The sequence below is a fragment of the Alteromonas sp. K632G genome, assembly GCF_017653625.1.
Lineage (GTDB): Bacteria > Pseudomonadota > Gammaproteobacteria > Enterobacterales > Alteromonadaceae > Alteromonas > Alteromonas naphthalenivorans.
In genome coordinates this window covers 29,691-51,920 of record NZ_JAGGDM010000018.1, presented here as the reverse complement: position 1 = coordinate 51,920, position 22,230 = coordinate 29,691, and the positions used below count along the sequence as shown (strand labels likewise).

At 45.1% G+C, this 22,230-nt stretch carries 14 protein-coding genes; 9 read left to right on the top strand and 5 right to left on the bottom strand.

What is annotated here, in order from left to right:
• The first annotated feature begins 98 nt into the window (after positions 1 to 98).
• The 6 genes from J5X92_RS16515 (at position 99) to arcA (ending at position 6,902) form a co-directional block, all read left to right on the top strand.
• Entirely contained in the window at positions 99 to 803 is a 705-nt protein-coding gene (locus tag J5X92_RS16515) for an alpha/beta hydrolase (protein WP_208806137.1), read from the top strand.
• Positions 804 to 906: 103 nt separating this feature from the next.
• Entirely contained in the window at positions 907 to 1,626 is a 720-nt protein-coding gene (trmB, locus tag J5X92_RS16510) for a tRNA (guanosine(46)-N7)-methyltransferase TrmB (RefSeq protein WP_159528067.1), read from the top strand.
• Positions 1,626 to 2,705 (top strand): methyltransferase, encoded by a 1,080-nt coding sequence (locus J5X92_RS16505; protein WP_208806136.1) that lies wholly within the window; start codon positions 1,626 to 1,628, stop codon positions 2,703 to 2,705. Before trmB ends, J5X92_RS16505 begins: the two co-directional genes overlap by 1 nt.
• Before the next feature lie 152 nt (positions 2,706 to 2,857).
• Positions 2,858 to 4,282, top strand: coding sequence for a glycogen synthase GlgA (glgA, locus tag J5X92_RS16500; RefSeq protein ID WP_208806135.1), 1,425 nt, complete (start codon positions 2,858 to 2,860; stop codon positions 4,280 to 4,282).
• A 101-nt stretch (positions 4,283 to 4,383) separates the two neighbouring features.
• A complete protein-coding gene (locus J5X92_RS16495) occupies positions 4,384 to 6,039 on the top strand; it encodes an ATP-binding protein (protein WP_208806134.1) in 1,656 nt (551 codons plus the stop codon).
• Positions 6,040 to 6,194: 155 nt separating this feature from the next.
• Positions 6,195 to 6,902 (top strand): two-component system response regulator ArcA, encoded by a 708-nt coding sequence (gene arcA / locus J5X92_RS16490; RefSeq protein WP_013785842.1) that lies wholly within the window; start codon positions 6,195 to 6,197, stop codon positions 6,900 to 6,902.
• Positions 6,903 to 7,053: 151 nt separating this feature from the next.
• Here the strand turns inward: arcA and J5X92_RS16485 are convergent, their stop codons facing one another.
• On the bottom strand, positions 7,054 to 10,236 hold the full coding sequence (locus J5X92_RS16485) for a beta-galactosidase (protein ID WP_208806133.1): 3,183 nt from the start codon (positions 10,234 to 10,236) through the stop codon (positions 7,054 to 7,056).
• A 116-nt stretch (positions 10,237 to 10,352) separates the two neighbouring features.
• Here J5X92_RS16485 and J5X92_RS16480 point away from each other — a divergent pair, with 116 nt between their 5' ends.
• The gene (locus J5X92_RS16480) at positions 10,353 to 11,387 is read left to right on the top strand and encodes a helix-turn-helix transcriptional regulator (protein WP_208806132.1); all 1,035 of its coding nucleotides are present in this window, start codon (positions 10,353 to 10,355) and stop codon (positions 11,385 to 11,387) included.
• A gap of 66 nt (positions 11,388 to 11,453) precedes the next feature.
• Here J5X92_RS16480 and pmbA read toward each other — a convergent pair whose 3' ends face one another.
• Positions 11,454 to 12,785 (bottom strand): metalloprotease PmbA, encoded by a 1,332-nt coding sequence (gene pmbA, locus J5X92_RS16475; protein WP_208806131.1) that lies wholly within the window; start codon positions 12,783 to 12,785, stop codon positions 11,454 to 11,456.
• A 72-nt stretch (positions 12,786 to 12,857) separates the two neighbouring features.
• On the opposite strand from pmbA, the gene yjgA reads away from it, so the two are divergent.
• Positions 12,858 to 13,403 carry a ribosome biogenesis factor YjgA gene (yjgA, locus tag J5X92_RS16470; protein ID WP_057794562.1) on the top strand — a complete coding sequence of 182 codons (546 nt, stop codon included), beginning with the start codon at positions 12,858 to 12,860 and terminating at the stop codon, positions 13,401 to 13,403.
• 18 nt (positions 13,404 to 13,421) lie between these two features.
• A complete protein-coding gene (locus J5X92_RS16465; RefSeq protein ID WP_208806130.1) occupies positions 13,422 to 15,848 on the top strand; it encodes an Ig-like domain-containing protein in 2,427 nt (808 codons plus the stop codon).
• A 118-nt stretch (positions 15,849 to 15,966) separates the two neighbouring features.
• Here J5X92_RS16465 and tldD read toward each other — a convergent pair whose 3' ends face one another.
• Genes tldD through J5X92_RS16450 form a run of 3 tightly spaced genes read right to left on the bottom strand, consistent with a single transcriptional unit; the run spans position 15,967 to position 22,208 of the window.
• The gene (gene tldD, locus J5X92_RS16460) at positions 15,967 to 17,409 is read right to left on the bottom strand and encodes a metalloprotease TldD (protein ID WP_126872555.1); all 1,443 of its coding nucleotides are present in this window, start codon (positions 17,407 to 17,409) and stop codon (positions 15,967 to 15,969) included.
• Complete coding sequence (locus tag J5X92_RS16455) at positions 17,402 to 18,220, bottom strand: carbon-nitrogen hydrolase family protein (protein WP_013785849.1); 819 nt, start codon at positions 18,218 to 18,220, stop codon at positions 17,402 to 17,404. Before J5X92_RS16455 ends, tldD begins: the two co-directional genes overlap by 8 nt.
• Positions 18,213 to 22,208 (bottom strand): YhdP family protein, encoded by a 3,996-nt coding sequence (locus J5X92_RS16450; RefSeq protein ID WP_013785850.1) that lies wholly within the window; start codon positions 22,206 to 22,208, stop codon positions 18,213 to 18,215. Before J5X92_RS16450 ends, J5X92_RS16455 begins: the two co-directional genes overlap by 8 nt.
• Between the last annotated feature and the right edge of the window lie 22 nt (positions 22,209 to 22,230).

The window sequence follows — 22,230 nt, the reverse complement described above, 5'->3', positions numbered from 1 at the left end:
TGAATGACCGTTAGCTACATTTAATAGCCATTAGGTTTTATTGATAAATGGCCTGCTATGTTAGCATGTGAAGGTATAAATGTATTTTAGGAGTCTTTGTGACCACCAGCGCCCCTGTTCTATTTTTACCCGGAACCTTATGCGATGAACGTGTTTGGTTGCCCGTTTGGCAACGCATGAAAATTTCTCAACGTCGCTATGTACCCTTACAGTGGGCAGCCACCAAAGACGACATGCTAGCGCTTACTTCCGACCGTGTTATTCAAGATGAAAAAGTACATCTTGTGGGCTTCTCCATGGGTGGTTACATTTCCGCGCTATGGGCATCGCAGAATATGGAGCACGTGGCGTCTATTACGCTTATTGGATACGATGCTAAAGGCTTATCGAAAGAAGAAATAGCAAGGCGCAAACAGCTGGTTACTATGCTAAACAGTGGCGACTTCAAGCCAGAAAACCCTGCCTATTTTACGCGTTTTGTGCATCCAACTCATCAGGAAAGTCCTGATGTAATGGGCGTTGTACAATCTATGGCAGAAGATTTAGGCAAAAATACTTTGCTGGCTCATACGCAAGCCACATCGCCAAGGGAAGACTTTGTAAAAGCGTTGGCGAAATCGAAGGTGCCCGTCAATATTATTGCAGCAACTGACGATGAAGTTGTACCGCTTGCTTTGCTACAAGCTATGGCAGATAACATCGCCTCCGCGAACATATACAAGGTTGAAAATGCAGGCCATATGATGCTTCTGGAACAACCCGAAAAGCTTGCTACACTGCTTAGCAATTGTATAGATGTTTAAAAAAACCGCATTTTATGCGCACTTTATTAAATATAGCGTTGCATAACATGCCGCTAACTGGATAATGCGCCACCAGTAAATTGGGGCAAGAAAGGTATTGCAAATGAGGCAATTCAAAAGCCAGGCCGAGGCTGAAGCCGCTGGTGTTCACGTAAGTAAAGTTAAAAGCTTTGTAAAGCGCGAAGGCCGCTTAACAAAAGCGCAAACCCGTGCCATTGAAGAATTTTGGCCAACCATGGGTATCGACTACCAAAATGCCGAACTGGACTTATCAGTTCTATTTGGCAGAACCGCGCCTGTTGTGGTTGAAATTGGCTTTGGTATGGGTAAATCATTAGTTGAAATGGCCGCGGCTGCCCCTGAGAAAAATTTTATTGGCATTGAAGTGCATCGCCCAGGCGTTGGCGCTTGTTTAGCTGAAGCTGGCGAACAGGGCTTAACCAATTTGCGCGTGATGGATCACGATGCGGTTGAAGTGCTTAAGAATATGATCCCAGAGGGTGGATTATCTCGACTTCAATTGTTTTTCCCCGATCCTTGGCATAAAAAGCGCCATCATAAGCGACGTATTGTTCAGCCTGAGTTTGCTGCCCTTGTGCTAACCAAATTAGAAAAAGGTGGCTGTTTCCATATGGCTACCGACTGGGAACCTTACGCAGAACACATGGCCGAAGTAATGGATGCAACTTCAGGTTATGCAAATACTGCACAAGAAGGTACCTATGTGCCTCGCCCTGAATATCGACCTATCACTAAATTTGAAACCCGTGGTCAAAAGCTAGGCCACGGTGTTTGGGATCTTATTTACGAGCGAGCGCAGTAATGATTTTAACGCCTCAAAGCCAACTTTTAGAACGCAACATCAACATTTTTGAGCAAGGCGAATGGTTGTTTATCAATCCTTCTGATGCCTACTTCCTCGATGCACTTAAGCATAAAAATGTAACGGTAATGCACCAGTACTTCGACATATTTTCTGAATGTGTTCGAGTGATATCTTCATCCAGTTTTGATAGCCGAGATATCACGAAAGAGGGTTTTGAGGTGGTGCAAAAAGTGGGGCCGCACACCCATTACTTTACGCCTTTTATGCGCAATGAACACACCCATACTGACGTGCTAATTTTTCTGCCTAAATCAAAGTCGCATTTTCAAATGTTACTGCGCATGGCAGCAGGCATGGTGGGTCAAAATGGCCGCATACACGTTGTGGGCGAAAACAAAGGCGGTATAAAAAGCGCGGCTAAACTCATGCAACCTTACGGGGTTACGCATAAAGTGGACTCTGCCCGTCACTGCAGTTTAATTACCACCATTGTTGAACAGCCTCACTTAGCATTTGAACCAGAAGCTTGGCTTGAAACCGACACTTATGAGATTGGCAATACAAGCTGGCCTGTGTGCTCTTTACCTGGCGTATTTAGCCATGGCGAACTCGACAAGGGCACTAAACTACTACTAGAAAAACATACCTCGGGTATGAGCGGCAACGTATTAGATTTTGCTTGTGGTGCTGGGGTAATTGCTAGTTACTTAATGCTGACCTACCCTCACCTAAAAATGCAGCTGTCTGATATTAGCGCGATTGCCATTTATGCCAGCGCGATGACATTAGCGGCCAATGGTCAATTAGCCACCTTGCATGCTGCGAATGGTTTGTATGGCATCGAGGGTAAAGTACAGCATATTGTCACCAACCCACCATTTCATACAGGGCTTAAAACCGACTACACCATTACTAAGCGATTTATTGAAGATGCTCGTAAAATGCTAAGTCAAAACGGCACTTTGCAAATGGTTGCCAATCGTTTTCTGCCCTACCCGGGGCTATTGTCTGAACACTTTCCACGCGTGTTAACCACTGCACAAACCACACAATTTTCGTTATATCAGGCTGCATAGTAATAGCACTTTTGCTAGAGCCTGTGCTAACGTAAATAGATTCCCCCTATATTCGATATATGGGGCTGAAGATATGTCAGCCCTAATTCGCGCAACAGCTATAGAGCCCACTCAGAGGCCATAGGCGCGTTCATATAATACGAGGCGTTCGTGTGAAAATTGTATTCGCTATCTCTGAAGTAGAAGAACTGGTAAAAACAGGTGGCTTAGCAGATGTAGGCAAAGCACTTCCACTTGCATTAAAAGACGCAGGAGAAGACGTAGTTATTGTTATGCCTTACTACAAGGTATTGGCAGACGCGTTAGACTTACCCTCGGCATGTGAAACACAAACGCTGTTCACCGAGTACAAAGTATATAATTTCGAAGTGCGTGTTATGGACTGGCATGGCATACCCGTATATTTTGTCGATTACCCTGAATACTTTATGCGTGAAGGCTTGTATTCCAACGCATATGAAGCCTATGAAGATAATGGCGAGCGCTTTTGTTTCTTTAGTGGCGCAGTATTGGCTACCCTTCAAGCTATCAATTATTCGCCAGACGTTATCCATTGCCACGATTGGCATACGGCCATGCTGCCTTACCTGACTGCTTACGATAACACAGGCTTTTTTGATAAAACCCGTACCGTGTTCACTATTCACAATGCCGCGTTTCAAGGGGTAAACCTACTAGAAAAAGTACCGTTTCTACGCCACCACCCCGGCATACTGGCACAGGTTCATGGCGGTTATATCAATATGCTGCAATCGGGGATCGAGTTTGCGACAAAAGTAACTACGGTAAGCCCCCATTACGCGCAAGAGCTGTTAACCGACCTAGGCAGCCATGGCTTGCACGAGCGTTTGGTTAGACGCAAAACCGACCTTTCCGGCATATTAAACGGGTGCGACTATACGCAGTGGAACCCCGCTACAGATTCGTTTTTGCCAGAACATTATGACGTAGACAACTTACTGCCTAAACAAACCTGTAAGCACGCCCTACAAGAAAAGTCCGGCTTGCCGATGAATGTAAGCATTCCACTTATTGGTATGGTGTGTCGTCTTACCGAGCAGAAAGGGTTTGGCTATATTCTGCCTATTCTTGATGAACTGGTTCAGCATAATGTGCAAATCGTTATAGTAGGTACTGGCGATCCTAAAATGTGTATGGATTTAGGTGAATTTGCACAAAATCACCCTTCTCAGTTCGCTTTTATTAATGGGTTTAGCTCAGAGCACGCTCACCTAGTTGAGGCCGGCGCTGACTTTTTCTTAATGCCATCGCAGTTTGAACCTTGTGGGCTGAATCAAATGTACAGTTTGGCCTACGGCACCATTCCTATCGTGCGAGCGGTAGGTGGCTTAAAAGACACTGTGGTGGACAACCGCCATAGCGAAGACGCTACCGGCTTTGTTTTTGAACAACCACGCCCTGAAGCCCTGCTTGCCTGTATTCGTCGCGCTTTACTGTTTTATTACGAGCATCCAGTGAAGTTCAGAGAAATGCAGCAAAGAGGCATGAACACCCGCTTTACGTGGGAACGTGCAGCGGGTGAATATATAAAACTTTACGAATCTATGTTCGTTTAAGTATTTACCCTTTAGTGGCTTGTATGGCGTTTCTTTCTTTTTGTTAAAGAATGCGCCACTATTATTGAGCGTTCATTGAATTAGAAAATCTGATAATCAGCATGACAGATCGGGCTATAAAACTTTCTATACGAAGTTTATTTTTGTGGGTGGTAATGACCATCGCCGCAATTTCGCTGGTAAGTACCTCCGGTTTGTCCATCTACACCCAAATAAATGCTTATCGATACGAATTGGATAACCGCGCGAATCTACTATCTAAGATGACCGCCAATGCGGTTGCCAGCCCGCTAAGAAATTCTAGCCAAGCATTGGTGGAAGAGTCTTTGCAATTCTTAGATGCTGCTGACAAAGTGTTAAACGTTCATATCTATAAAACCTTACCGGATGGCTCTAACACCTTAAGCGCCGTTGAACGTTTTGCTTCATACAACAAAGGCGGCCAGTTACTTATTCCTGGAAAGCAAAAACAGCTAGTCAATCTAGATCAAACTCCCTTACTTACTGAAGATAATGATTATCTAGAAAGTAGTCGGGAAATTTTTGACCAAGAGACCAATGAAGTTTTGGGATGGGTTTATCTTCGCATGTCTGCAGACGGGTTTAGCCAGCACGTTATTAAAACGGTTCTGGTTAACCTTGGGATTATGCTTTTCTTACTCGTATTCAGCTTTTTGCTAGCATTGCGTTTTCAGCGCCGTGCCACTGCACCTATTGAAAAGCTTTCTTTTTTCTTACAACGCACTTCTAGGCAGCGGGACTATTCAGCACGCGCAGAACCGTCGAATATTAAAGAAATAGACGTGCTGTCTGATGATGTAAATATTATGCTATCTCGCATACAAGAATACATGCACAAACAGCGTCAGGCTGAAGAGCAGCATCGAAAGCTGAATGCCAGCTTAGAAGAAATGGTAAGCCAACGCACTAATGCATTGAAAGACGCGAACCAAGCATTAATTCAAACGCTTGAAAAGCTGCATGAGTTTCAACGTCAAATTGTACAAAATGAAAAAATGGCGTCGTTGGGTGACATGGTTGCCGGGGTTGCCCACGAAGTTAACACCCCCATCGGTTTAGGGGTTACAGCCTCTACGATGATGCTCGACCGACTTGCGGTTATTGAAAGGGATTTTGAGAACAAAACCTTAAAAGCCAGTGCCATGAAACGCTTCATGGATGAAAGTCATGAAAATTTAAACATCATTTATCGCAATTTGAACCGCGCAGCCGAGCTAATTTCCAGTTTTAAACAGGTTGCAGTGGATCAATCGAGCGAAAGTAGCCGAACTTTTTGCTTTGCACAGCTAGTTAATGAGATACTACTGTCGTTACAGCCTCGCTTAAAAAAATTACAACACAACATCAACGTAGATTGCGACCCTACCTTATGCGTTGAAACGAAGGCTGGTCCTATTAATCAAATCATTATTAACCTTATTATGAATTCGGTTATTCATGGGTTTGAGAACATAGAAAAAGGCCAGATTGATATCTGTGCTGAATTAATTACAACAAACAAGCTAAAGTTAGTGTATCGGGATAACGGCATCGGGATCCCATCAGATATTCGTAAACGTATTTTCGACCCTTTCGTAACCACAAAACGTGGACAAGGGGGGTCTGGATTAGGCATGCACTTAGTGTACAATTTAGTCACTCAAGCGCTCAATGGCTCTATCTCAATTACCAGTGAAGTTGGTAGTGGTGTAGAATTTGTTATTGTTTTTCCTGTTTCCAGTGCGAAAACGTCATAATACCTGTATAACTATTGAACTTTGCTTGAAATTTGTTGGCTAACCCCAATACCTTGAATTTAGTAATATTCGATAGTAACTTGCATATAAGTAAACGAATATTAAAATTTAATCAGTAATTGCTTAAACCGATTTTATAAAGAGTGTAAAACACCATGCAGACGCCAAATGTGTTAATTGTTGAAGATGAAGTGGTCACACGTACCACGCTAAAGAGTTTATTCGAAGCAGAAGGGTACAATGTATTTGAAGCTGAAAATGGTGATCAAATGCATGACTTCTTTGAAAATCACGCAATTAATTTGGTTATTATGGATATTAATTTGCCAGGTAAAAATGGCCTAATTTTGGCGCGTGAAGTACGTGACCGCAAAAATGTAGGTCTTATTTTCCTTACTGGCCGTGATAACGACGTTGATCGTATCTTAGGTCTGGAAATTGGCGCAGATGACTATCTAACCAAGCCTTTCAATCCTCGTGAACTGACTATTCGTGCGCGTAACTTATTATCTCGCACCACAAACTCTGCAGAAGACGATGATTTACCAAGCCGTGTAAACTTCAATGGCTGGATTTTGGATGGCGACAGCCGTTCACTTATTTCACCAACAGGTAAAGAGTTCCGTTTACCACGCAGTGAATTCCGTGCACTACATTTATTCCTCAGCAACCCAGGTAAAATTCTTACCCGTGAACAGCTAATTATGGAAATGACAGGTCGTGAGCTTCGCCCTAACGACCGTACAGTAGATGTAACTATCCGCCGTATTCGTAAGCACTTCGAATCAGATCCTTCTGATGAAGAATTGATTGTAACCATTCACGGTGAAGGTTACCGCTTCTGTGGCTCTGTCGACGGCTAATTAGCCCAAGTAGAGACACCAACGGTAGTTACCGTTGTAAGTAATAGCCTGATTAAATACCAAAAAGCCGCTCAATAGAGCGGCTTTTTTACGTCCAAAATTGATAATGTAAGTGTTGAACGCACTTAAGCTTAGCTAGCGTGCGATGCTCTTATGAGCATGCAGTAAAAGATAAAAAATACCGATAGGCTTTTTTCTCTAACAAAAAGGCTTTGTGCGTACTTGGGCTCCACGAGTCATCACCGCCTACCCCCATGTGAGCATGGTCGATGTACACGTAAGTACTGTCGGCAGTAGTTAAGTCGCAGGTGTGCTTAGCTTCATCAAGCTGCTTTTGCCCGTAAGGGCTTACAGCAAAGTGAAAATCACCCGCTACTTGTACAGCGTTAATACTAAGCTCTCGACAATCACTACGAAGCCCATTGTCGGTAGGAAAGATGTAAGGCGTATGCATATTTGCAATACTTTCACTGTAACTACCAAACCTTGCTGCTGCTAGTCGGTCGGGATAATTTTCAAATGGCCCTAACCCCTTCCACTGAATGTTACCTTCAGTCTGACTTGAATGAGGCACTGCCCACTGCAAACCGATACGCGGCATAGGTGGCAATGTATCGGCTAACTTAACCTGAACATCTAATGCTAATGTACCTGTTGCATCTACGCGGTAACACCAACTTGTAGCAGCGACTAGCGCATTGTTGTGATGGTAATTAAACAGTGCCGTAACACGCACATCGTGTGCACATTCAACAATATCAACATCAACACAGCTGCGTTGCCACTGGCCTATTCCTGCGCGGCGCCAGCGAGACTCCCATGCATTAGGATCGGGGTTATCCACTTCACTTACGCCAATGTCGTTGTCTAGTGGTGCCCTAAAAAAGTTGTCTTCAAGTGGTGCACTTAGCTGCTCTTCGCCATTGGCTAACCAAGAAGTAAGTAACCCAGTGTTAGTATCAAGCATGAAGTGATTGCTTGCCGCGTGAATATTCACCTGAGTTTCGGTGCGCTCTACCGCTACTTTTTGTTTAGCTTTGTCTTTATTCTCGCTATTACTAGCGTCACCAGTATGCGTACTGGCTGATGCTAAAGGAGAAAAATCTGCGGCTGTCAGTCCAGAAAAACCTGCGGTATTGGCAATCTCGAACTGCTCTGTATCTAATACATGCCCAGCATTCGCCCAGTCACAATCATTTTTAAGCACCACATCAATATTAAGGTGGTACATCGCATCAGGCACAAACGCTATTTTAGGGGTTATCACAAGTGTTTGTGACGACTGGGGGCTAATACTTAATGTTTCAGTGCCGTTGGCAACGCACTCGCCGTTTTTAAGCAATTGCCATTGCAGTGCTTCGTTATCGGTTGAACGAAATACATAATCGCTTGCGATGGTTAACTGATAACTGCCAGCTTGTTCGTTCTGTAAAGATTTAAGCGTGAATGCTAAATGCTGTTGGCAGTATTTAGCTTCAAATAAAGCAGGGTGCGGCGTGCGATCAGGAAACAGCAAACCATTAATACAGAACTGACGGTCGTTATCGGTATCACCAAAGTCGCCTCCGTAGGCCCAATAGGCCTCACCGCTGTCTGTATGCTTCACTAAGCCTTGATCGACCCAATCCCAAATGAAACCTCCTTGCAAACGCGGATAGTCTCTAAATGCCTGCCAGTAGTCCGCAAAGCTTCCTAAACTGTTCCCCATGGCATGAGCGTACTCACACAAAATAACAGGGCGGGTTTCACCAGGTAGTGATAACCATTTTTTAATGGCCCATTTAGGTACGGCCTCATCAAGTACATCAGTATCTACTCGGGCATACATAGGCGCGATAATATCGGTTGCGGTAGTATTCGCACCGCCGCCTTCGTATTGCACAGGTCGGGATGGGTCAAAGGCTTTAGACCAACCGTACATAGCATCTTGGTTTGGCCCATGACCACATTCATTACCTAATGACCAAATAATAATAGAAGCGTGGTTTTTGTCCCGCTCTACCATTTGCGTATAACGGGCTAAATAAGCTCCTGCCCACACCGCATCTCTCGATAAACGCCCCATCGGGAACATACCGTGGGTTTCAATATTGGCTTCATCTACCAAGTACAAACCATACTCATCACACAGTTCATACCAACGCGGATGATTAGGGTAATGGGCAGTGCGTACCGCATTGAAGTTGTTTTGCTTTAAAAGCTTAATATCTTCAATCATGTCGGCTTCATTTACCGCATGACCTTTGCTTTCATGATGCTCGTGCCTATTTACACCACGAATAAGAATAGGCTTGCCGTTCACGCACAACTGGCCATCAAGCATATCTACCTGACGAAAACCTATGTTGTAGCCTTCGGCAACAACCACATTACCTACGTCGTTAAACAAAGTGACAACTAGGCGATACAAATAAGGAGTCTCGGCCGTCCATTTATTTGGTTCCGTAACCGCTAGCGATTGAAAAATCACATCATCCCACCCGCCTTTCTCATCTATACGGCGGTTGTTGGTGCCTGACACTGCTTGTTCGGTAACGGCGGTTTCACCATCAAACAACTGAATGCCCACGGTATAGCTCGCTGGTGCATTAATCGCGGTACGTACTTCTAAGCTGCCATCCCGATAACAAGCATCTAGTTTTGGTGTGGCAAATACATCTTGAATATGATGCTGAGGTTTCGTTACCAATACCACATCGCGGAATATACCGCTTAACCACCACATATCTTGATCTTCTAAATAACTTCCGTCAGACCAGCGAATAACCATTACCGCTAAGCGATTTTCACCCACCTTTAAAAAAGGCGTTAAATTGAATTCGGCCGGTAAACGGCTATCTTGCGAATACCCCACATATTCGCCGTTGCACCAAAGATGAAAGGCACTATTAACCCCTTCAAACACTATATGATTACGCAGCTGTACTGCCTCTTCGCTTACCGTAAACGTTTTGCGATAGCAGCCTGTGGGGTTATCGCTAGGTACTTCTGGCGGGTTTACCGGAAAAGGATATTTAACATTGCAGTAAATAGGCTTATCAACCCCCTGCATTTGCCAGTTTGAAGGCACGACAATAGACTGCCAGTTTGCAGCTTCAGGCAGTGCGTCAGACAATACCTCGCTCAATATGTCTTCTGTAACGGCCTCAGGTTGGGGATATAATCTAAAATCCCACTCGCCATTCAAACTTTGTTTTTGCGCATTAGCGTTATGTTTAGCATCTTCTTGAGTTAAAAAACCGTTTAATGGACTATGTCCATTCACGCGATTTCTTTGAAATACAACAGGGTTTTGCCAATCTTTTTGCGCAACAACTTGAGCAACATTTGCCATTACTGGCTCCTTTTACGATAAGGTTTTTTAATAACAGGTGAAATATAGCGGAAACACGCGCAATCCTTTATGCTTGTTTCTCTCTTTAATTTATCCAAAACTCTCATTTTACAATTATGCAACCTATTAACTTAGCTTCTTCTGGCTCCCAAAATGTGCATGCGCAGAGAACCTTTCGCGATATCGTGAATATTGGGCCACACTGCCTTGAACGCTTTATAGACAGTACAAATGCGCCAGAAATTAAAGCGCTAGACATTGAGTTGGCGGGTTGCTCGAATTTATCGGGTACTTATCAAGTAGGCCGGGTTACGCCTCCTAACCACACTATTTTTTATTCTTTAAAAGGCAGCGGTAAAATACTCACCCCGTCTGGCGAGTACGCACTACCAGCTTCAAGTGTGATTATTTTGCCAGCGCACCAAAGTTTTGAAGTACAAATTGATCATTTTGATGAAACCAGCGCAACGCCGGATGCAACTGAAGTAACGAAAAGCGAAGCCTGTGAAGTACAAGATAGAGTTAACGCTGAGAAAGCCCCCCGAGATAAGAAAGAGCAAAGCTCAGAGCGAGCGTCGCGTGCCAATCAAGCGCCGCGAGCGGATCAAGAGCAGTGGGACATTATTTGGCTTAATTTATCTGATTGCCCTCGATGGCAGCATTTTTTTGATGTAGCACACCCCGTTCAGCACAACATTGAGTTGTCAGGACTACATCATGCGATGGAATTATTGTATTTAGAAACCAATAGCCAACATAGGCAAGCGGTGATTCCAATTATTCAGCAATATTTGCAGCATATTGCCACCCCGGTGAAAAGCACGCACCAAGTACGATTATCGGCCCTGTTTGCTGCGGTAGAAAAGCAATTGCAGTTCAATTGGGATATAGACGCCTTGGTAGACAAAGTACACTACTCGGCCCCTCACCTACATAGGCTATGCCTTGCACAGTTTGGTCGAAGCCCCATGCAGCATGTTATTTATCTGCGCATGGTAAGGGCTAAAAATTTACTGATAAGCACGCAATGGCCCATTGCTTATATTGCCAACTATGTGGGCTACAGCAATGTGTTTACGTTTTCGAAGCGGTTTAAAAAATCAGAAGGCATGCCGCCCAGCGAATTTCGCCAGCGGCAGTCTTTACATTAAGCAAGTTCGTTCAAACGCGCTAGGTAAACCGAGAGGGTTTGAACGACTTAAATCGAAACAGAGAAACTAGCTTCCTGCTATTTTCATCTGATTAATAAGAATAGAACCGGTATGCACACTACCGCGCAAATCTTTGTCTTTCCCAATTGCCACAATGCCTGCGAACATATCTTGTAAGCAGCCAGCAATGGTGACTTCATGCACTGGGTATTGAATAATACCATTTTCTACCCAGAACCCAGCTGCACCGCGAGAATAATCGCCGGTCACTGTGTTCACGCCCTGCCCCATAAGCTCGGTAACGTATAAGCCAGTGCCCATTTCTTTTAGCAGGTCGCTGTCGCTATGACCAGTGTCGCCCACTAACCAGTTGTGTATGCCACCTGCGTGACCATTGGTTTGGGTGTTTAGCTTACGAGCCGAATAGGTGGTGTAAAGGTAAGTAGAAAGCTTTCCACCATCAACTATTGTCATGTCTTTACAAGCAACGCCTTCATTGTCGAAGCTAGAACTCGCTAAGCCCGACTTTATAAATGGGCGTTCTTCAATGTTTAGCCACTCAGGAAAAATTTGTTTACCTAAGCTATCTAACAAAAACGATGAACGACGATACAAACTACCACCACTAATAGCACCCACATAATGCCCAAATAAACTAGACGCTATGTCTTTGTGCAAAAGAATAGGCACCTGAGCCGTATTAACCTTACGAGCTCCTAAACGCTCTACAGTGGCTTTTGCCGCTTCTTGCCCAATAGATACTGCCGATTGCAACAAAGGCGCCTGGCGGTCTACTGTGTACGCGTAATCGCGCTGCATATCACCATCTTGCGAACCAATCACCATACAGCTTAAGCTGTAACGGCTACTTGGATACCCAGCATTAATACCGTGGGTATTACCGTAAACACGCATACCAAGGTTAGCGTTATACGATGCACCGTCTGAATTTGTAATGCGAGGGTCGTAACCTAATGCCGCAGATTCCGCTTCAATCGTGGTGGCAATGGCTTTCTCGGTATCAAGCTCTTGCGGGTGATATAAATCTAAATCGGGGAATTCTGTGGCCATAAGTTCAGCATCGGCAAGACCAGTACAAGGATCTTCACTGGTGTACTTCGCAATATCTACGGCTTTTTCCACGGCCCGGGTAAGGGCTTCTTTGCTTAAGTCAGCCGTTGATGCGCTGCCTTTTCGCTTACCTACGTAAACACTAATTCCCAAGCCGCCATCGTTGGTAAACTCTACGTTTTCAACTTCTTGCATACGTGAAGATACCGCAATACCTTCCACTTTTGACATGCTTGCTTCTGCTTGGGTTGCCCCATTTTTTAGGGCTAATTTCAGTACATCATCAACGACATTCTGAATTTCTGATAACTGTTGCTCAATTTGCATAGTAAGTTTCGCTGTCTAAATCCGACTGTGATAGTTACAATTTAGCTAAAGTGTAACACTTATGAGTTTGAAATGAGCGATCAGAAATCTAAATCACGACAACAATCTAAGTTAGAAAGCGCCGAGCCAGAAGAAGAGCTCATTAGTAAAAGCGAACTAAAGCGCCAATCTAAAGACTTACAAAAGCTAGGGCAAACCGTAGTAAACCTTACCCCTGCCCACTACGCCACCATTCCGCTTGATGAAGAATTGAAAGATGCGCTAGATATTGCACGTGTCATCAATAAGAAAAAAGACGGTTACAGAAGGCAACTTCAGTTCATTGGTAAGCTACTTAGACAAAGGGATAATTCCCCTATTGAAGTCGCCTTGGCTAAAATAACCCATCAACATCAAGCAAATAACGCTGCGTTCCATGAATTAGAACGTGCTCGCGAAGATGTGATAACCCGTGGTGACGACGCCATTCAGGGGCTTATTGAACAATACCCTGAGCTAGATAGACAAAAATTAAGGCAGTTCCATCGCCAAGTGAAAAAAGAGCAAGAAAAGAATGCTCCTCCTAAAGCTTACAGGGAGTTATTCCAATATTTAAAAGACGTTACTCAAAAAGAGTAGCAACATAAGGAGAGGTATATGGGGCGGCTTTTAGCGGCATGTGCTTTCGTTTGGGTATTATCAGGATGTAACGGTACCTCGGGGGCAAACGGCGACGACCCCTTTGGCAGTTCGGATAGCGACGATAGTACCACCTCTCCAGTCGTAGCACTTTCTCTTGAGATTGGCGATGCTAACTGTAATACGGTAAATCAGGCTAGTTTCGATATTGGTGATACTGCCTGCATCACCGCTACCATTACCGAAGATGGTGCCGCGTTAGCCGGGGAAATAGTCAGTTTCACAAGCGGTATAGGCACACTCTCTGTTAGCGATAAGCTCACTGACAGTAACGGTGAAGCCATTGTGTATTTAGACTCAGATAGCGCTATCGCTGGTGCTAGCACGATAACCGCGACATACGACAGCACATCGTCAGAAGCAAATATTGAGTTTTTAATTGCCGACACCGATACCGTATTTTTACCCACCCTTTTACTCACCTTAAGTGACAGTGCAGGCAATCAAGTCAGTAGAATTACCGCTGATGAAACCGGCACCCTTAGCGCGTCGCTGGTAAATATCGATGACACCCCAATTACAGATGCCATTGTTAGCTTCCAGGTATCTCGCGGCTCGGTAAGCATAGATGATGCGCTAACTACTAGTGACGGCCTTGCCAATAGTCAGTTACTCCCTACCGACGATGACCTAGGTGCTGGCACCGCCACTGTGTCATACGTTTATAATGAGCAAACCCTAACAGCTACACTCAATTATGAAATTCAGTCTTCTGCGGTAACCGATGAGGTTATTCAAATTGGTACGTTTGATAACGGCGAATTTGTCGCTGGTTTATTAGGGGTAGACGGTTACACCACGGACGAAGACGTTGTCATCGCCGCTGGCGCAACCCTGGGTGTTAACGTAGCACTGGTTAATTCTGAAGGCGAAACTTATGCCACCAGCATTCCTGTTACCTTTAGTTCGGTTTGTGTGGCGAACGATAGTGCCGATATTGATGAAACCGTATTTACCGCAAGCGGACAAGCTCGCTCTACATTTCAAGACAACAGCTGCGCGGGAAATACCGGCTTCGACGACGAAATAAGTGCAACGGTTACTATCAATAGCAGTACGTTAAGTGTGTCCCGCTCTATAGAAATTCTGCCTGAAACCGCAGGTAGCATCGCCTTTATCGATGCGTCTCCGTCATCGATTGTAATCAGTGGTACGGGCGGTCAAGATGCAAGCTCAGTATCAAGAGTAACTTTTCAAGTTAATAGTGCGCTGGGTAACCCGCTTGCTCAACAAGAAGTGGCGTTTAGCTTAAACAGTAATATTGGTGGCCTGGCGCTTTCCCCTGACACTGCACTGACTAACTCTGAAGGCCAAGTCAGCACTTTTGTGACAGCAGGTAGCGTACCTACTGCCGTTCGCGTTACTGCTGTTACTGAAATTGATGATACTAGCATTCAGTCTCAGTCTGAATTGCTTAGCGTGAACACTGGGTTGCCAGATCAAAACAGTATTAGTTTGTCGCCATCGAGTTTGAACCCTGAAGCGCACACCATTAATGGCAACGAACTGACCATTACCGCTAGCGCGGCTGATGCTTTTAACAATCCAGTGCCAGATGGCACCACGCTAAACTTCACCACCGAAGGCGGGTTAATTGAACCAAGCTGTACCACCCAAAGCGGCAGTTGCAGTGTGACTTGGACAAGTGCCGAGCCAAGAGTAGCCGATCACCGAATTACGGTAATGGTGACAGCGGTAGGCCATGAAACCTTAATAGATGCTAATGGCAATAACCTATACGACGATGCTGATGGCGGCGCCATTACCGGCAGCACGGGTAACGGACTTTCCATTTTGCTTCCTGATACCACCGGCTTTATCGATTACCCTGAAGCATGGAGAGACGATAACGAAAACGGTAGCTATGACGCCACAGAGCCCTTTTTCGATTACGACAGTTCAGGTGACTTTACCCTGGCCAATGGACTATTTGATGGCCCGCAATGCGATGCCACAAGCTGCGGAAATAGCGCGCTGCATGTGAGGCGTGCCATGGTGATTATTATGTCATCGTCATCTGCATTACTCACGTTTAACAGCAGTACCGATGAACTAGCGAACAATACTAATCCGCCTGGGTTAACGCCTGTGTTGAGTATCCCAAGAGGAAGCAATGCGTTGCTATCGTTAGCGTATTCAGATACCGCCAATCAGCCACTAGCGGAAGATACCGAAATTAGCATTACAAGCTCTGAAGGAGGTATTTCAGGTTCACTTGAAGCCACAGTCCCTTCTAGCAACGCGGCAGGTAACAGACAACTATCCTTCGTACTGACTAATCTATTAGATGAGTCGGAAGCCAGCACCAGTGCGATTGTAAGTGCGCTAGTGACCTCTCCCAGTGGGGTTACTACCAGTCTTGATATGGTAGTCACTTTAGAATAGAAGGCTCTTTCGCAGCTAACATGTTGCACTGACCGTATATAGACAGTCATAAATATTGCAATAAAAAAGGCGCCAACCGGCGCCTTTTTCGAATTCTCACACTAGCGTAACGCGCAATTTACGCCGTTCCGCCCACAGTAAGCTCGTCTATTTTCAATGTAGGTTGGCCTACGCCAACAGGCACGCTTTGGCCGTCTTTACCACACACGCCAACGCCGTTGTCTAATGCCACATCGTTGCCAATCATGGAAATTTTCTGCATAACTTCAGGGCCATTTCCAATCAAAGTAGCGCCCTTAACTGGTGCGGTAATTTTACCATTTTCAATAAGGTATGCTTCTGCACTAGAAAATACGAATTTACCTGATGTGATATCAACCTGCCCACCGGCAAAGTTAGGCGCGTAAATACCTTTTTCGATAGAGGCGATAATCTCTTTCGGATCGTACTGCCCTTCTAGCATGTAAGTATTGGTCATGCGCGGCATAGGTAAATGCGCATAAGACTCGCGACGACCGTTTCCAGTTGGCGCAACACCCATTAGCTTGGCGTTATGCTTATCTTGCATGTAGCCTTTTAGAATGCCATCTTCAATAAGTACATTGTGCTGTGTTGGTGTACCTTCGTCATCAACCGACAACGAGCCACGACGATCAGCTAATGTGCCATCGTCTACTACTGTTACACCCTTTGCAGCTACTCGCTGACCAATCTTCCCGCTAAAGGTAGATGCACCTTTACGGTTAAAGTCGCCTTCAAGACCATGACCCACCGCTTCGTGTAACAATACACCAGGCCAGCCATTACCCAATACTACCGGCATAGCACCCGCTGGTGATGCCACCGCTTGCATATTAACCCGAGCCATATGCAGGGCGTCGTCGGCTAATTGCTCATAGTAGGGGCGACCGTCTTTATCTGACTCAAAAAAGGAATAGGCGTATCTACCGCCAGCACCCGCACTGCCACGCTCACGACGATCACCGTCTTCAAGCAACACAGAACAATTAAGGCGAACCAAGGGGCGGATATCGGTGGCAAATGTACCATCACTGGCAGCCACTAAAATTTCTTCGTATACACCACTAATGCTCACTACAACCTGATTGGCTGATGGCTCTTGCTGCCTAACATACGCGTCCACGGCTTTTAGCAAAGAGATTTTCTCTGCATCTTGCATAGCGAGAATAGGGTTTTTCTCACCGTAGCGCGCTTGATAGTCGCTACGCCCTAACGATGATACTTTTTGCGAACCGCCATCCGGGGCAATACTGCGCGCAGCGTTGCACGCCTTTACCAAGGCATCTTCGCTGATTTCATCTGAATAGGCGAAACCGGTTTTTTCACCGCTAATGGCGCGAACGCCAACACCACGTTCAATGTTATAGCTACCTTCTTTTATAATGCCATCTTCGAGCACCCAACTTTCGTGTTGGCTCGACTGAAAATAAAGATCAGCATAATCGGTATCGTGACGATGGATACCCGAAAGGGCTTTTTCTAGCGACGCTACATCTAGTCCAGAGTCAGACAGTAAATGGCGTTCAACAGATTTAGACAAAGTGACTCCTGAATCGGTTATGTTCGGCAACCGGCATATTTTGTTTAATGGCTTGTCGCGTTTCAATATTAACACTGGTTTGAATGACACCAATATTTTGAGGTAGCTCGCTCAAGGTTTCACCCCACGGCGAAACCACTAGGCTGTGACCAAAGGTTTCACGGCCATTTTGGTGCTCACCGGTTTGATTAGCGGCTACTACATAGCATTGTTTCTCAATGGCTCGCGCTTTCACTAACGTGTGCCAGTGCGCTTCACCTGTTCTTTGCGTAAAGGCAGCAGGCAACACTAAAATATCGATATCCCCCATGGCGGTAAACAAGCCTGGAAAGCGCACATCATAACATACCGCTAGCCCAATGTTGCCAATTGGGGTTTTTACCGTAACAACTTCACTGCCTGGGTTTGTAAACTTAGATTCTTTGTAGCTGCCCGTATTGTCATCAACCGACACATCAAAAAGGTGAATTTTACGATAGTCGGCCAATACTGTGCCGTCTGGGCCAAACAATAAACACGCTGCTGAAAACTTTGACGCATCATTGGTAGCCATAGGAAATGTGCCCGAAACAATGTAGCACTCATGGGCTTTGGCTAGCGCCGATAAACGTTGCTGAATCAGCCCTTCATCTTTGACTTCGGCGGCATTGAGTAGCTCGCCATCTTTGGTACCAAAACAGGCAAAGCATTCTGGCAATACCACCAAGCTGTCTTTTGGGACTTGTTCGTTGGCAAGCGCCTGCTCTACATGATTTAAATTGTCTTCTACACTGGGTGTAGATGTCATTTGAACTGCAACTAGATTAACCATCGATAACCTCCATTTTTACTCTGCGTAAATCATCTTCGGTAAGCGGCCGATCTAATGGCGAAGTGCTTTCTGGCGACACATTCGCCGGTAAGCTTATATCTTTACTATGTCGTTCTACTTCTTCGAACTGCGGATTAGTAATGGTACCAGAAACCTTATAGTTCACGTTCGAGATAACTTTAGCAGATGTTAACACTTGATCTAACGCCAGCGCAGCCAATGCGGTTGGAGGCGTAGCTAAAAAGTACACTAAAAAGGGCAAGTTGCCCGTTACATTAGGGGCAAAGGTTATATTGTAATTAAGGCCACCGGTATTTAAATTGGTATACCCTTTAATTTCAATCTCACCTGCACCGCCGTCTATTTCAGTATCGTCGGTAAAGGCGGTACCGTCCGCAATTTGTAGGCTTCCACCCATTTTGTCGTAGAAGAAACCCGTGGCAAATACATCTCTAAAATCTAGGCTTAACTTACGTACTAATGAGTTTAGGCTGAATAATGTGAATATGCGCGACCCTTTATCACTGACCTCAGTGAGATAACCATCAGTGAGGGCCCAATCTACGTCACCACTTAGTTTGTCTAACGAAAAGTCGAATGGAGCGGAAGGCCAACCCAAATCAAATTTAACATCGGCTTCAGAGTCTTTAATACCCGACGTTATTCCTCGTTGCTTTAACATTTGGCCTACATCAGGGGAAGAAAGCGTGCCGTTTAAACGGGTGGTGATGTCGCCGTTTTCATGCTGCCAGTATCCGGTTGCAGTTACATCGGCACTGGAAGAGCGCGTGAGTAATTGTCTTATTTGCAATCCTTGGTCTGTTTTCGCTACATCAAGGGTGACTTCGCCTAAATCGAGACCATGAACACTACACACATTGCAATAAAAGTAGATAGGTGGTACATCTAGCGGGTCAACCTCCACGACTTCAGCTTGCTGCTTAGCAATTTCGATTTCTTCTACCGGTGTCTCGTTTAATTCAGTTTCAGTCGCAGGTTTATCCAGTACTAAGTAATCAGCATTAATATCGATACCTTGGTTATTAATATCGTTATTCACCCTAATAGTTGCTCGCGCTTTTGCCGCATCCACCTGTAGCAGCCAATCTTTGTCTTGTTCTCGAGCGGTTAAAGACACGTTATTCAGTGAGTGCCCCCACCCTGTTAAGGTATCTGCAGTCACAAATATGCGTGATGGCACCCCGAAGATGTTTTGCTTTTGGGCACGGTTTTGTGTGGATAACGTATCGCTATTGATATTCTTATTTGTTATGGCGCTGGTGTTTGTATTAACGGTTAAGCTCGTACTAGCATCGTCCATTTTGCTCGGCATAATCAGCGTCTGCAAGGTAGTGAACCATTCAACAATGTCGGCCTGCTCTAAGTTCGCGGCAATACTAAACCCGGTACCTCTATCACCCACATCTGCGTCGCCTAAGGAAAGAAGTGCTCGAGAAAATTGCATTTCTTTATGGGGCAATACGCCGTCGAAATGAATGTTGTCACCGAGCCTTGCCTCTATATTCGACGCTTGTAGATTACCCTCACTGTTAATTTGTAGTGGCAGACTGGTGCCTTGAACAGTTGCAAACGGCGCTGGCAACAAGCTTTGGGTTGCCGTTAAATCGGCGTTAATTTGGGCATTGTAGGAAAAGTCACTATTAGATAAGCTCAAATTAACATCGGCCTGCCAATGGGTTTCACCGTCTAGGTAATCAATAAGGTCGGTTTTCACATACTTCACTAGCGGGTGAACATGCCACAACCCTTTAAGGTTCACATTAACGTCGTAGCTATCGTTCTGACGCCCCTGGATTGACATTTCCACAGGCTGGCCCAATAAACTCGCAGTTAACCCGTTAGCGTCAATTTCTGCGTTGTCGAAGGTAAGCGTTCCGTTAGCATCATCGAACTGCATACGTGTGCTAGTAATATACACATCATTGTTGTTTAACTGAGCTTCGCCTTGAACACGTATATCTTTGCCTTTAAGCGGTATATCTAATGTTAAGCTTGCGGATAATGGTCCTGAAACTTGCACATCTTTATCGAGCACTTTGCCTAGCGAGCTGGCAATTGAAGACTGTTTCATTAACGAGGTTAACTTTTCCCCTGTTCCAGAGCCGTCTGCTTTAATCGTTAACATTGAAGATGGGTGTAGACGTGGAATTTCTGCCGACATAGCCGCCACATCTATACCTGCTAACGTTCCTTTGTCACTTTCCATGACTAAGCCGGCATTTTCAAAACGTACCGACAAATCAAGTTCATTTAACGCAGGCCATTTTGATGAAAACACAAAGTCGCTATCTTCAATATCGACATAAGCTTGAAAAATGCCGCTGTTGTCGTTAAACGGATAGTTTTTAGGATTACCGTGCCACAATACTTGCGCTTTGCTTATGCTACCTTCGCCAGCGAAGGCACGGGTAAGAAATTTATCGGTATTCACGCCCATCAACGAGGCAGGAAAGAAGTTATTTACGGCGTTTAACGCCAGAGGCTCAATATTGGCAAATATGTCTAGGTTGCCCGTGGTTAAATTGGCACGAAATGCGGGCTCTAACACTAACTGTTCACTGTCGAACACGAGCTCTTTGCCCGTCATCACCCATTGCTTTTCGTCACCTACCGCTAGGGTATGAAAGTACAGGTTGGCGTTGAAGGCATTGATATCCAGATTTTGCTTAATAATATTGTCAGCAGATAAGGTACTGTTTTCACTTTTTAAGTAAACAGCGCCAGACTCTTTATACCAATAAATGTCGGCATCTAGCGAGGTAAGACCTGGGGTTTTGCCGGCTTGCTCCCATGACAAATCAAGAATTTTTGCGGTTAATTCCGGGCGGCGATTTCTAAATTGAAGTTCCAACGTGGCAAGTTGCCCTGTGGGATTTAACGCGCGAATTTCCTCTTCGCTGGTGTCATCCATAAACAAGGGTAGAAGCATCAGAAATGGATTTATCTGAACCGGTTTTACAATGCTGACGACTGCGTCGCCTGCATTTGTTACTTTACCTACGAAATCAGCTTCTATGGTTTCGTTGCCAGAGTCTATCACCAATTGATCTACCCTAACGCTCCACCCATCTTGCGTGGGTGCTGCTTCAATACTGCCACCACGAATACCTGTGACTAGGGTTGAGTATTCTTCTCCGCCCCATTCCAATAAACTTTCTTCAAACTGGGCTTGAACACCCGTAATGCCATTACTTTGTACATCGGCCCATATTTCGAAACTGGCTCGGCTTTCAGTTAAGGGACGTTTGGTTTTGATTAAGTCGCTCACCCAAGGTGAAATATCTAAATCTTCAGCGCGGGCATAAAACACCCCTTCAAAGGCATCTTTGTTGCCAGTCACATCAATAATGAAAGAAGCAGAATTCGACGATACATCGGCCACCTTCATTTGCCCTAAGCCTTGGTGACGTTTACCGCTGTTGTTCCAGGTTAACTGGTCGATGATGAAAGATTGAGTCTCGCCATTTTTAGAGAGAAGCACTTCCCCTTCTTCAAGAGAGAAGCTTTGAAGTTGTTCTAGAAATAAGCTTTTTAATGCATCAACAACAGGAAAGTTGTTATCGCCTGCACGCTCGAACCTATCGGCATCAACATCGAGCTTAAGGCCGCGAAGTTCAAAACGTGTAGAGGAGATCATTTGTCGTCTCAAAGACTGCCAAAAATCTAATTCAACATAGACTTGACGAATATTGAGTCCGACAGGAGACGCATCACTTTGCGCCATGGAGACCGAATTCAAGACAATACTCGGCCCAGAGCGTTGCCATACTGCATGCACGCTGTTAATAGTAAGATTTACGCCATAGCGCTGGCTGATATAGTCTTCCAGCAGATGCTTGTTGTGTTCAATATGCGGCAGCGCATAGCGAGCGGCGCTGATTAACAGCGCGAATAGAACAAGCAGGATGGCAAGCAGCAACCATATTTTTTTAACTAAATAGGCTGCTACCGACGTTAAATTTGTCACACTTCGCCTTCGTATAGTTAAT

Bases quoted from the DNA above. Each gene is read 5' to 3' on its own strand.
- J5X92_RS16505 (WP_208806136.1), top strand. From the start codon at position 1,626: ATGATTTTAACGCCTCAAAGCCAACTTTTAGAACGCAACATCAACATT.
- yjgA (WP_057794562.1), top strand. From the start codon at position 12,858: ATGAGCGATCAGAAATCTAAATCACGACAACAATCTAAGTTAGAAAGC.
- J5X92_RS16465 (WP_208806130.1), top strand. From the start codon at position 13,422: ATGGGGCGGCTTTTAGCGGCATGTGCTTTCGTTTGGGTATTATCAGGA.
- arcA (WP_013785842.1), top strand. From the start codon at position 6,195: ATGCAGACGCCAAATGTGTTAATTGTTGAAGATGAAGTGGTCACACGT.
- pmbA (WP_208806131.1), bottom strand. From the start codon at position 12,785: ATGCAAATTGAGCAACAGTTATCAGAAATTCAGAATGTCGTTGATGAT.
- J5X92_RS16495 (WP_208806134.1), top strand. From the start codon at position 4,384: ATGACAGATCGGGCTATAAAACTTTCTATACGAAGTTTATTTTTGTGG.
- J5X92_RS16480 (WP_208806132.1), top strand. From the start codon at position 10,353: ATGCAACCTATTAACTTAGCTTCTTCTGGCTCCCAAAATGTGCATGCG.
- trmB (WP_159528067.1), top strand. From the start codon at position 907: ATGAGGCAATTCAAAAGCCAGGCCGAGGCTGAAGCCGCTGGTGTTCAC.
- J5X92_RS16485 (WP_208806133.1), bottom strand. From the start codon at position 10,236: ATGGCAAATGTTGCTCAAGTTGTTGCGCAAAAAGATTGGCAAAACCCT.
- J5X92_RS16455 (WP_013785849.1), bottom strand. From the start codon at position 18,220: ATGGTTAATCTAGTTGCAGTTCAAATGACATCTACACCCAGTGTAGAA.